Raw genomic sequence first — 12,160 nt, forward strand, 5'->3', positions numbered from 1 at the left:
ATCACGGCCCGAGCCCGCCGCGTAACCTGCCGGTAATCATCGAGTATGTCCCCGATGTGCCCTGGCTCGTACCCCAGATACCGCCCCACTGCGGCCAACTCCCTGGCGACTGAGGAATGCGGCTTCCGGCTCATCGCTCTTTTCCTGGCTCTATGCCTTCACGGATGCCAGGAGCGAGGTGGGGGCATCTATGCCGGCGGTCCGTTTGTGCGAGCCGGGTCAGGCGCCCTGCATCAGGATCGATATTGGATGTGGGGGATCGAATTATGCCGGATCGAGAAGTATGGTTGAAGGCTCTGTTCGACGCTAAAGGAAGCGATGGCGTCGGTGAAACGCCGTGTCCGGATTGCGGTCGAAGGCGATTGAGTGTGCGGTATGTCGCTGACCCCGAGAGTCGTATCGGGTATGTGCTCTTCTGGTGCGGGGCCTGTCTGCGGGGGATCAAGGTTTCGCGAGCGCGCGTGCCCGAAGGGGTTAGTTTTCGGGCATTCGACGACATGAGGGCGGTCGAAGGAGTGCCGGATTTTGTGCGTTACGAGTAGCCGGGCTTCACGAGGAGCGGGATGGGCCTGGAAAGTCGTTGGTTTGGGGAGATGATCCGGTGTACCTGTTCGCCGGACGCCTGGCAGCGGCAACAGGGGGCCGATCAGGCCGCCGACTGGGTGGGCGGGTACTCGGCGGAGGACGGGCGGACGTTGGTTGCCGTCCTGGTCCTATGTGCGGTCGCGGAGACGGATTTGGCTGTGCTTGAGGCGCGGTTGCACTGTCTTTTCGAGCTGGGGCCAGGGCGTGCGCGCGGCCCGGGAGCCTGGGGCGGCTTCGGGGGATCCGTCGGGAGGAAATGCCGCCGGATCTGCGGGAGGATCCCGACGGTCTGCTGGAGGAGCCGCTCCGGGGGTAGGGGCCCCGGGGCGGCTGCAGTCGAGCGCTGCGGCAGTCGTTACCGCTTCGACTCCGCGTAGTTCAGCAGGAACAGCGCCTCCGTCAGGGACATCCGCTCCAGTTCCTCCGGGGACACGCTCTCGTTCACCGCGTGGATCTGGGCCTCCGGCTCGCTGAGGCCGATGAGGAGGATCTCGGTGTCGGGGTAGAGGGCGGCGAGGGTGTTGCAGAGGGGGATGGAGCCGCCCATGCCGGCGGTCTGCATCTCCTGGCCCGGGTAGGCGACGCGCATCGCCTCGGCCATCGACACGTACGCCGGGCTGGCGGTGTCGGCGGCGAACGGCTCGCCCTGGCCGACCAGTTCCGTGGTCACCCGGGCGTTCCACGGGACCTGGGACTCCAGGTGGGCGCGGAGGAGCTTGGCCGTGTCGGCGGCGTTGACGCCCGGAGGGACGCGCAGGCTGATCAGGGCCGCCGCGCGGGCGTGGACGGACGGGGTGGCGCCGACGACGGGCGGGCAGTCGATGCCGAGGACGGTGACGGCGGGGCGGGCCCACAGGCGGTCCGCGACCGTGCCGGAGCCGATCAGGTCGACGCCGTCCAGGACCTTGGCGTCGGCGCGGAAGTCCTCCTCCGGGTACTGCAGGCCGTCCCAGGTGCCCTCCGGCTCCAGGCCGTGGATGACGGTCGAACCGTCGGGCGCGCGCAGCGAGTCGAGGGTGCGGATCAGCGCGGCGAGGGCGTCGGGGGCGGCGCCGCCGAACATGCCGGAGTGCAGGTTGCCGCCCAGCGTCTGCACCTCCACCCGCACCAGCATCATGCCGCGCAGGGTGGCGGTCACGGTCGGCAGGCCGAGCCGGAAGTTGCCGGCGTCGCCGATGACGATGGTGTCGGCGGCCAGCAGCTCCGGGTGCGCCTCGGCGTACCGCTGGAGGCCGCCCGTGCCCTGCTCCTCCGAGCCCTCGACGATCATCTTGACGCCCACCGGCACCCCGCCGTGCTCCTTGAGGGCGCGCAGCGCCGACAGGTGCATGATGAAGCCGCCCTTGCAGTCGGCCGCGCCGCGCCCGTACCAGCGGCCGTCGCGCTCCGTCAGCTCGAACGGCGGGGACAGCCACGCGTCCTCGTCCAGCGGCGGCTGCACGTCGTAGTGCGCGTAGAGGAGGACGGTCGGGGCGCCCTCCGGGCCCGGCAGGTAGCCGTAGACGGACTGGGTGCCGTCCGGGGTGTCCAGCAGCGCGACGTCCTCGAAGCCCTCGGCGCGCAGCGCCCCGGCCACCCAGTTCGCCGCCGCCTCGCACTCGCTCTTCGGGAACTGCGCCTCGTCCGCGACCGACCGGAAGGCGACCAGCTCGGCCAGTTCGGTGCGGGCGCGGGGCTGGAGGGAGGCGACGGTCGCGGCGAGCGCGGCGGAGTCGGGCCGGGGGGCCGGAACGGTGTCCATGGAACGCTCCTCGGGAGCACCACGTTGAGTGGTGTACGGGGGGAATGACGGCCCCGATCCTTTCATGGCGCCTTATGGCGTCTCGATGGCCTCTCGGGTGGGCCGGGGGCGCTTCCCGGGGCGGGGCGGCCCGCGGCCGGGCCGTAGGATGCGGGCGGTACGGCCGGCACGGCCGGCGGCGGCGGACGAGCGGGAGCGGAAGCACAGGTGAGCAGCGACAACACAGCCCGGGAGACGGGCCGCGACGACGTGCCGGCGGATGCGGACGACGTGGCGGCGGGCGACGCGTCCACGGGTGACGTGGCCGGGGCGGACGTGGCCGCGGAGGACGTGGACGCGCACGGCGGGCCCGCGGAGGACGTGGCCGCGGACGGCGGGTCCACGGGCGCCGAGCCGGTGTGGGACGTCGTCGTGGTCGGCGCCGGGCCCGCCGGAGCCTCGGCGGCGCACGCGGCGGCCGGCGCGGGACGCCGCGTCCTGCTCCTGGAGAAGGCCGAGCTGCCCCGCTACAAGACCTGCGGCGGTGGCATCATCGGCCCGTCCCGCGACGCGCTGCCGCCCGGCTTCGAACTGCCGCTGCGCGACCGCGTGCACGCCGTCACCTTCTCCCTCGACGGCAAGCTCACCCGCACCCGCCGGTCGAAGAAGATGCTCTTCGGGCTCGTCAACCGGGCCGAGTTCGACGCCGGCCTGGTCGAGGCGGCGAAGGCGGCCGGCGCCGAGGTGCGCACCGGCGTGACCGTCGTCCGCGTCGAGCAGCACGGCCCCGCCGTGCCCGACCGGCGCACCGTCGCCGTCGTGCTCGGTGACGGCTCGACCGTCCTGGCCCGCGCGGTCGTCGGCGCCGACGGCAGCGCCGGCCGCATAGGAGCACACGTCGGGGTGAAGCTCGACCAGGTCGACCTCGGCCTGGAGGCCGAGATCCCCGTCCCGCCGTCGGTCGCCGAGGACTGGGCCGGCCGGGTACAGCTCGACTGGGGCCCGGTCCCCGGCAGTTACGGCTGGGTCTTCCCCAAGGGAGACACCCTTACGGTGGGCGTGATCTGCGCGCGTGGCGAGGGCGCCGCCACCAAGCGGTACCTGGAGGACTTCATCGCCCGCCTCGGACTGTCCGGCTTCGAGCCGAGCATCTCGTCCGGCCACCTCACCCGCTGCCGCTCCGACGACTCCCCGCTCTCCCGCGGCCGCGTCGTCGTCTGCGGCGACGCCGCCGGGCTGCTGGAGCCCTGGACGCGCGAGGGCATCTCCTTCGCGCTGCGCTCCGGCCGGCTGGCGGGGGAGTGGGCCGTGCGCGTCGCCGAGGCGCAGGACGCCGTCGACGCCCGCCGCCAGGCGCTCAACTACGCGTTCGCCGTCAAGGCCGGGCTGGGCGTCGAGATGGGCGTCGGCCGCCGGATCCTCGCCCTGTACTCCCGCAAGCCGGGCGTCTTCCACGCGGCGGTCACCGGATTCGGGCCCGCCTGGCGCGCGTTCGCCCGCGTCACCCAGGGCGCGACCACGCTCGCGGAGATCGTCCGGACGCATCCGGTGGCGCGGCGGCTGGTCTCCGCGGCGGACCGGCTGCCGGCTGGACGGTCCTGAGGCGCGGGCGGTGCTCGGGCGCGGGCGGCCGAGGCGCGGACGGTCGGGTCCCGGGGGTGGCAGTCGATTGCCGGGTGGGGGGTCCGGGGGCGTGCGGGTTGCGGCGCGTCGTGGGGCGCGGCCCCGGCGGCTCGTCGCACGGGCCCGGCCGCGCGGTCCGTTCCCCGCGCCGGGAGCCGCCGGAGCGCCGCCGGGCGCGTCCGCCCTGTGCCGCGTCGCTCGTCGGGCGGTTCGCGCAGGTGGTACGGCGGTGGGGGGCCGGGCGTCGTCCGTCCGGTGTCCGCTCCCGGCCCGCGAGCCCCGGGGCGCGCCCCGGGGCTCGCGGACGAGAACGAAAATCGGCCCCTGGTGCGGGCGTCGGCTCGCGGGCACACTGCGCAGCAGACAACCATCGGCCGAGGGGCGGTGCACCGTGGCGGAACCGGAGTTCAAGGCGACAGGGGTACGGATCGAGAAATCGCTCCGCTCGCTCACCCGCGCCGGACAGGTGAAGATCCACAACGGTCGCCTGGAGCTCCTGACCAGCTACGGGGTCGAGATCGACAGCGCTCCGGTGGACGCCGTCCAGGCCCGGAAAACCTGGTTCGCCGCCCGGGACCGGGCCCGGGCCACGCTCAACGGCAACCGGTACGTGCTCGACCTCGGGGAGTCGGGCCAGGACCCGGAGGCGGCGGTCCGCCGGTTCCTGGAGGCGGTGGAGGCCGCGCGCGGCGACGGGCCCGAGTGAGCGCGCGAACAGGGGGCGGCACGGGTGCACGGTGGGGGCGCACGAGTTGCGCCCGGGACGGCGAAGGTCGACCCTTGAGGCGTACAGCATCACTGAGGGTTCATCGACGGTCGCGTTCCGGATCGGTTCCGTCGTGCGGTCCGGCCCGCCCGCCGGACCGGGACGGGCGCGCACCGCGCCACGCATCTGCATCAGGCTAGCCCTACTTCTTCAGGGAGTCGCAGCCGTGATCAGCCGAGTGAACAAGCACTGCACCGTCGAGCTCCAGGCCCTGCCGCAGCGGATCCGGCAGGTGCGCAGAATCGTCTCTGCGCAGTTGCGCTACTGGCATCTCGATCCGCTCATCGATCCCGCCGCGCTCGGCGTCACCGAGCTCCTCACCAACGTCCACCAGCACGCGGAACCGGACAAGCGGTGCACGGTCGAGATCACCCTCATGCTCGACCGGCTCACCGTCTCCGTGCGCGACCACGACCCCCGGCTGCCCCGCGTCGGCGCTCCGGACGAGACCAGCACCCACGGGCGCGGCCTCGCCCTGGTCGCGGCGCTGAGCGCCGGTTGGGGCGTGCAGCCGCACCACGACGGCGGGAAGGCCGTGTGGTTCACCCTGCTCGTACCGGCCTCCGCCGCCGGCGCCGACCCCTGGCGCGACCGCGGCGCCGAGCCGGCGGTCACCTTCGAACGAGCCACGGCCTCCCTTACCTCCCTCGGCACCGCGGCCTTCACCGAGCCGGCGGCCCTGCACCCGGCGGGCGCGGGGGCCGTGCCGGCGGTGGCGCGGGCGCATTAGCCGGCGTATCGGCGCGCGGGGTCGGGGTCGGGGTCGGGCGCGGGTGCGGGTGGCGGGGTAACGGTGCGGTCGGTGCGGTCGGTGGAATAACGGCGCGATCGGGTGCGAGCGGGCGCGGCCGGCGGGATCCGTTGGGCCGCGCGCTCCGGGGCGCGCTTCCCGGCCGGGCCCCGAGGAACGGCACAGCCGGACTCCGGGGAATGACACAGCCGGGCTCCGAGGAATGGCACAGCTGGGCTTCGAGGAACAGCACCCACGCGCGTACGGGCGCCCCGCTCCGCCCGCCGTCCGCGGAACCGTCAAGGGCCCGGTCACGGCCGGCCCGTGTCCCGTCTCCTCCGACCCGCCGCCGGGGAGGGGCGGTGATGCCCTGGCCCGCGGGACGCGAAGCCGGGTGCGACACCGGAACCCCGCCGTCCCCCGTGCGGCCGTCGCCGGAGCGGGAACGGCGGTCGGCGGTCGGCGGTCTCCCCCTCGCGCGAGGCTTCTGGTGGACTGTCCCGACACCATCCGTGCACGACACTGGGGTGAATACGATGCCTCTTGAGGGCGAGTACGAGCCGAGTCCGGCGCAGTGGATCCGCGAACAGGTCGAGCTGTACGAGAGCTCGGGAGGCACCCAGGGCACAACGCTCTGGGACACGGGCCTGCCGGTCGTCATCGTCACGATGCGCGGCGCGAAGAGCGGCAAGATCCGCAAGGTTCCGCTGATGCGCGTGGAGCACGAGGGGCGGTACGCGGCGGTGGCCTCGAAGGGCGGTTTCCCGCACCATCCGGTCTGGTACTTCAACCTCAAGGCCGACCCACGGGTGGACCTCCAGGACGGTCCCGAACTCCGGAGCATGACGGCCCGTGAGATCACCGGGGACGAGAAGGACCAGTGGTGGCGGCGGGCGGTCGCCGCGTATCCGCCGTACGCCGAGTACCAGGAGAAGACCGACCGCGTAATCCCGGTCTTCGTCCTCGAACCCGAGCCTCCGGCCGGGCCGGCGGACGCCCCGGCGCCGACGGGGAACTGAACACCGGGCCCCACCCGCCCGGCACCGGCCCCGTCAGGGCACCGCGCGGCCGGGGGCCGACGCTGTGCCGCGCGGGGCCGCGCCCGTCCGGCACAGTGGCTTCTTCGCGGTGCCTTTCCTGGCCGAAAACGCTCTCCTCAAGCCCTTCACCAGGCCATTGAATGCCGTGACCGACACTGATCGCTCATCAGTGCACTCTTCACGCTTGGGAGACACCCCATGAGACGCCTCCGCACCGCGGGTCTGGCATTTTTCGGCGCGATGCTCGTCGCCTCCGTCGCGGCGAGCCCCGCCCAGGCGTCGCCGGGCGAGACCCGTACGGTGTGCGCCGACTCGATGACCCCGGACGGCTGGGTCGACGTGAACTGGGGCACGAGCGCCTCCTGCCGCGTGATGAGCGGCTCGAACATCAAGATGATCAAGCAGCTGGACGGGCTCCCCGTCGGCACCCAGGTCAACGCCTGCGCGTCCGCGCAACCGCCGAAGGGCTGGACCAAGGTCCAGACGTACTACAGCGGCGGCTGCGTGGTCTTCGTCAACTCCTCCTTTACGCCGAACGCTTGGCTGCTACAGAAGACGTCCTGACCGGGGGCGGTGAGGGCCGGGCATCCGGCCCGGTACCCGGCCGGGTGGCCGGCCCTCACCGACGAGCTCGCCCGGCCCGGCTCGCTCCGCCCTGTTTGCCCGGTCCGGGGGGCCGGGCGGCCGACCCGGTCGTACGGGACGGAGCGCGTACGCGGGTTCGCGGCGCACCGTCCGGCGGCGCCGACGGCCACGGCATCCTCACCGGCGCCGGATCGCGTGCACGAACGACAGCGGCCGGTCTCCTCCGTCCGTCGCTCGTCAGCGGGGGAAGGTCGCCCGGCAGGATCGGTCGACGACCTCGCCGAGCGCGGTCGGTAGTTCACGCCCGCACGGTCCGGTCTGCCGGCCCGGTCCGCGGACTCGGCGGTGCGCGCGAGTGCGCGTGCCGTCGCGCGGGGCTCGCCGTCGGCAACCTGCCCGGCCTGGTGCCGTCTGGCCACGGGGCCGCACCGAGCCGGTCGCTCCACGGGCTCGGCCCTTGGGCGGCCTCGTCCCTCGGTGTCCCGGTGAACCCTTCGGCGGCCCGCACCCCACCAGGGCGGCCGGGTCCCACCCGATCCCGCGCGGCGGCGACCGACAGTGCTGTCCCGCGCGGGAGTTCGCGCCTGTCGTAGCCAGCCGTGGCCGCTGCGACGCGCTCGGCTGGCACAGGCGGCACGCCAGATCCTCCGACCGCGGTGCACACGCCCGGCCCCGCGCCCCCCACCCCGCACCGTCCCTGGACGAGGGCACCCCTCGTCGCCATGAGCGCGGCCGCCAACGCCGCTTGCGCACCGACCAGGCCCGGAACCGTCCCGGCCGTTGTCACGCGGCCGTTGTCACGCGGCCGTCGTCACGCGGCCGTCGTCGGCCGGCTGCCCGTCCTCCCGGAGGGCCTCGCGGGCGACGCGGTGCGCTCGGGAACGGTCGCGTCCCCCGGACTCAGCGTCTCGCCGGACTCAGCATCCTGCTGGACCCAGCGCCCCGCCGAACTCAGCGCCCCGCCAGGCTCAGCGCCCCCCCTGCGCCCGCGCCCCCGCCCGTCTCAGCCCAGCACTCCCAGCGGATCGTCCAGTACCGGCTGCCACGCCGCCTCCGCCGCGCCGATGAGGCTGCTGTGGTCGAGGGTGACGGGGAGGATGGGGACGCTGCCGCTGCGGCCCCACAGGCTGCGGTCGGCGACGACGGCGCGGAGGCGGTCGGGGTCGGCGGCGAGGAGTTCGCGGTGGAGGCCGCCCAGGACGATGCGGTCGGGGTTGAGGATGTTGACGAGGCCGGCGAGGCCCAGGCCGAGGCGGTCGGCGATCAGTTCGGCGGCCTCGCGTACGGACGGGTCGTCGTACGCGGTCCGGAGCAGTTCGGTGGCCTGGTGGAGGAGGGAGCTGTCCGGGCCCGGCGTCCGTCCGGCGGCGGTGAGGAAGGCCGCCGGGTCGGCCTCGACGTCCAGACAGCCGCGGCTGCCGCAGTGGCAGGGCAGCCCGGCCGGGTTGACCGTCAGGTGCCCGACCTCCAGGGCCAGTCCCGAACTCCCGCTGTGCAGGCGCCCGTCGAGCACCAGCGCGCCGCCGACGCCGCGGTGGCCGGTGGCCACGCACAGCAGGTGACGGGCGCCGCGGCCGGCGCCGTGGCGGTGTTCGGCCAGGGCGGCGAGGTTGACGTCGTTGCCGGCCATACCGGTGACGGGGACGCCGCCCGGGCCGAGGACGCCCGCCTTGGCCAGGGCCTCGGCGAACAGCGTGCGGACCGGTGCCCCGGCGGGCCAGGAGAGGTGCAGCGGGTTGAGGGCGGTGCCCTCCGGCTCGGCCACCGCCGACGGGACGGCGAGTCCCGCGCCCAGGCAGTGCCGGCCCGTCTCGCGCAGCAGCCCGGCGCCCGCCTCCACGACGGCGTCGATGATGTGCGCGGGGTCGGCGGGGACCGTCATACAGCCGGGCGCCGTGGCGACCATCCGGCCGCCGAGGCCGACGAGCGCGGCCCGGAAGCCGTCCGCGTGGATCTGCGCCGCCAGGACCACGGGACCGTCGGGCGCGACGGACAGCCGGTGCGAGGGGCGGCCCTGCGACCCGGTGGACGCCGTCGGGCGGGCGTCCACCCGGATCAGTCCGAGCGCCTCCAGCTCCGCGGCGACGGCGCCCGCGGTCGCGCGGGTCACGCCGAGTTCGGCGGTGAGCACGGCGCGGGTGGGGGCGCGCCCGGTGTGGACGAGCTCCAGGGCGGGGCCGAGGGCGGCCCGGCCGCGCTCCAAACGTGTTGTCCGAGTCTGGGTCACACCCCTATTCTGACTTTGTGCCGACGCTAAACAAAATACGGACGGCCCTTCGGGGGGAACAGCGTGTCACCCCGGCCGATCCGTCGCTGAGCCGCCTCCGGACCGCCCTCACCGTCTTCTTCGCCCTCGACGGCTTCCTCTTCGCCGGCTGGGTGGTGCGCATCCCGTCGATCAAGGAGCGTACCGGCGCCTCCGCCGGCGCGCTCGGCCTCGCCCTGCTGGGCGTCTCGGCCGGTGCCGTCGCCGTCATGATGCTCACCGGACGGCTGTGCCGGCGCTTCGGCAGCCACCCGGTCACCGTGGCCACGGCCGCCGTGCTGGCCCTCGGCATCGCCCTGCCGCCCTTCGCCCGCTCCGCGCCCGCCCTAGGGCTCGTCCTCCTCGTCTTCGGCGCCGCCTACGGCGGCATCAACGTCGCCATGAACAGCGCGGCCGTCGACCTCGTCACGGCGCTGCGCCGGCCGGTGATGCCCAGCTTCCACGCCGCCTACAGCGTCGGCGGCATGCTCGGCGCCGGTCTCGGGGGGCTGGTCGCCGGACGGCTTCCGGTGACCCATCACCTCCTGATGCTGACCGCCGTGGGACTCGTCGTCACCGTCGTCGCCGGGCGGGTGCTGCTCGCCCATCCGGCGCCTCGGCTGCCCGAGACGGTCGTTTCCGGGTCCGCTTCCGGGTCCGTTTCGGGTTCCGCTTCCGGTTCCAGTTCCGTTTCCAATTCCGTTTCCGGTTCCGGTGGCGCGCCGCAGCGTCCCAAGACGCCCGTGCGCGGGCGCGGGCTCGTCGTCGTCTTCGGGCTGATCGCGCTGTGCTCCTCGTACGGCGAGGGGGCGCTCGCCGACTGGGGCGCTCTGCACCTCCGGCAGGACGTCGGCGCCGGAGCGGGCACCGCGGCCATCGGCTACTCCGTGTTCGCGCTGGCCATGACCGTGGGGCGGCTGTCCGGCACCGCCATGCTCGAACGGCTCGGCCAGACCCGGACCCTCGTCTTCGGCGGCGCCACGGCCGCCGTCGGCATGCTTCTCGCCTCCCTCACCCCGGCGCTGTGGGCGGTCTTCGTCGGCTTCGCCCTGACGGGGCTGGGGCTTGCCAACATCTTCCCCGTCGCCATCGGGCGGGCCGGGGAGCTGACCGGGCCCGGCGGGGTTGCCGCGGCGTCGACGTTCGGGTACGGCGGCATGCTGCTGGGGCCGCCGGCCATCGGGCTTCTCGCGGATCGGTTCTCGTTGCCCGCGGCGCTGACGACTGTCGCCGGGTTGGCCGCGATGTCGGCGCTGATCAGTGGGGCTACTCGGCGGTGGACGCGGCGCGTCTGAGGGGGTGGGTGGGGTGCCCCGGTCCCGCCCTTTCACCGTTTCTTGCGGGGGCTCCGCCCCCGCACCCCCGAAGCGCGCTGCGCGCGCTGTCCTCAATCGCTCCACGCCCCGCAGCCGTGGCAGGGTGGAACGACGGAATCCCCGTACCCCCCGAAGGACGACGACAGCGATGGCACCCCCCGGCTGGCTCTGCGCCGGCCCCCGCTGGAGCGTGGACGGTCCGGCCCTGCTGTGGCTCCACCCCGGGCACGGCGAACGCCGCTCCCCGCTGCCCGCGGGCCGCCCGCTCGGCTTCGTCGCCGGTGAGCGGCGGCACTGCGTCGGCGTCCGGCGCGCCGGGCGGTACACCCCGTGTCCCGCCGGTGCCGAGGTGCCGGCCGGCGCGGTGTCCGCCCAGTGCGCGGAGTGCGCCCGGCTGGACCGGTCCCACTCCGTCGCGGCCGACACGATCGCCGACGACCCGCGCCCGTACGACGTCTACCTGGCCTGGTTCGCCCCCGGCCTGGTCAAGGCCGGCATCACGGCGACCGGACGCCAGGGCGTCCGCCTCCTCGAACAGGCCGCCCTCTCCTACGCCTTGCTCGGCCGCGGCCCGCTGATGGCCGCCCGGCGGACGGAGGCCGTCCTCGGTGCCGCGCTGGGCGTCCCCGACCGCTTTCCCTACGCGGCCAAGCGTGCCGCCCGCCATCCCCTGGCCCCGCGGGACGAGCGGGCCGCCGAACTCGCCGCGCTCCACGAGCGCGCCCGCGCCCTCCCCGGCCTGCCGGAGTCGCTGGAGGTGCTGCCCTGCGCGCCCGTCCACCACGACGACGTCTTCCACCTGGACCGCGTCGGCCCCCGCCACGGCATCGTCGATTTCGCACCCGGGTGCGCCGTCGTCGGGCACGTCGTCGCCGTGGCGGGGCCGGACGTGTACCTGGAGACGACGGACGGCCGCCCCGTGCTCGTCGACACGCGGCGGCTGGCGGGCTGGGAGCTCGCGGCCGCGCCGCCCGGCGCGCGGACCACGGCGGCGGTCCGCGCGCCGGAACGGGACGGGCCCGAGGGCCTGTTCTGACGGTTCACGCAGGAGCCCGGCGGTCCACGTCGGAGCCCGGACGCCGCGGCCTCCCCCTCCCGTGCGCGTCACGCCGCCGGTTCGCCGAGCGTCCCGCGCCGTCCGCCGCGCAGCAGTTCGCGCGGGGAAGGGCCGCCGCGCAGGCACCACAGGGCGATGACCGGGTCGCATATCGCGCACCCCAGCGAGGAGCCGTGCGCGAACGGCAGCAGGGGGCTGCCCTTGAGGTGGTGCACGATGTCCCACGCGGTGTGCAGCAGCCAGCCGATGCCGACGAACGTCCAGGAGTCCAGGGCGCGGTACGCGACGTACGTGGCCACCGCGGTGAACACGAACTCCCAGCCGCCCATCCCGCCACCGCCGAGATAGGCCGCACCCGCCCCGGCCACCATCACGGCGTTGAGGCGCAGCCGGTGTTTCTCGCCGACGAGGGACATCGCCAGCGCGTAGAGGAGGCCGATGCCGACGGGCGCGATGTATTGCAGGTAGGGCATGGGGCGCCTTCCGTGGTGGG

10 protein-coding genes are annotated in these 12,160 nt (G+C 74.4%); 7 read left to right on the plus strand and 3 right to left on the minus strand.

The window, feature by feature from the left end; translation table 11 throughout:
• Nucleotides 1-940: 940 nt before the first annotated feature.
• Nucleotides 941-2,326 (minus strand): dipeptidase, encoded by a 1,386-nt coding sequence (locus K7I03_RS29980; protein ID WP_185940858.1) that lies wholly within the window; start codon nt 2,324-2,326, stop codon nt 941-943.
• A gap of 207 nt (nt 2,327-2,533) precedes the next feature.
• On the opposite strand from K7I03_RS29980, the gene K7I03_RS29985 reads away from it, so the two are divergent.
• From K7I03_RS29985 to K7I03_RS30005, 5 genes are all read left to right on the plus strand, one after another.
• Nucleotides 2,534-3,907, plus strand: a complete 1,374-nt coding sequence (locus K7I03_RS29985) for a geranylgeranyl reductase family protein (protein ID WP_398858217.1) — start codon at nt 2,534-2,536, stop codon at nt 3,905-3,907.
• A gap of 412 nt (nt 3,908-4,319) precedes the next feature.
• Entirely contained in the window at nt 4,320-4,634 is a 315-nt protein-coding gene (locus K7I03_RS29990) for a hypothetical protein (RefSeq protein WP_185940859.1), read from the plus strand.
• 226 nt (nt 4,635-4,860) lie between these two features.
• Nucleotides 4,861-5,424, plus strand: a complete 564-nt coding sequence (locus K7I03_RS29995) for an ATP-binding protein (RefSeq protein WP_185940860.1) — start codon at nt 4,861-4,863, stop codon at nt 5,422-5,424.
• Between the two features lie 536 nt (nt 5,425-5,960).
• Entirely contained in the window at nt 5,961-6,443 is a 483-nt protein-coding gene (locus K7I03_RS30000) for a nitroreductase family deazaflavin-dependent oxidoreductase (RefSeq protein WP_185940861.1), read from the plus strand.
• A gap of 219 nt (nt 6,444-6,662) precedes the next feature.
• A complete protein-coding gene (locus K7I03_RS30005; RefSeq protein WP_185940862.1) occupies nt 6,663-7,028 on the plus strand; it encodes a hypothetical protein in 366 nt (121 codons plus the stop codon).
• 1,024 nt (nt 7,029-8,052) lie between these two features.
• On the opposite strand, the gene K7I03_RS30010 is transcribed toward K7I03_RS30005, so the two are convergent.
• Complete coding sequence (locus K7I03_RS30010) at nt 8,053-9,276, minus strand: ROK family protein (protein ID WP_185940863.1); 1,224 nt, start codon at nt 9,274-9,276, stop codon at nt 8,053-8,055.
• Between the two features lie 17 nt (nt 9,277-9,293).
• Here K7I03_RS30010 and K7I03_RS30015 point away from each other — a divergent pair, with 17 nt between their 5' ends.
• Complete coding sequence (locus tag K7I03_RS30015) at nt 9,294-10,589, plus strand: MFS transporter (RefSeq protein WP_185940864.1); 1,296 nt, start codon at nt 9,294-9,296, stop codon at nt 10,587-10,589.
• 169 nt (nt 10,590-10,758) lie between these two features.
• Complete coding sequence (locus K7I03_RS30020; RefSeq protein WP_185940865.1) at nt 10,759-11,646, plus strand: DUF2797 domain-containing protein; 888 nt, start codon at nt 10,759-10,761, stop codon at nt 11,644-11,646.
• Nucleotides 11,647-11,714: 68 nt separating this feature from the next.
• Here the strand turns inward: K7I03_RS30020 and K7I03_RS30025 are convergent, their stop codons facing one another.
• Nucleotides 11,715-12,140, minus strand: a complete 426-nt coding sequence (locus tag K7I03_RS30025; protein ID WP_398858222.1) for a DUF6010 family protein — start codon at nt 12,138-12,140, stop codon at nt 11,715-11,717.
• Nucleotides 12,141-12,160: the final 20 nt, after the last annotated feature.

Origin of the sequence: Streptomyces mobaraensis, from assembly GCF_020099395.1 — a bacterium.
Lineage (GTDB): Bacteria > Actinomycetota > Actinomycetes > Streptomycetales > Streptomycetaceae > Streptomyces.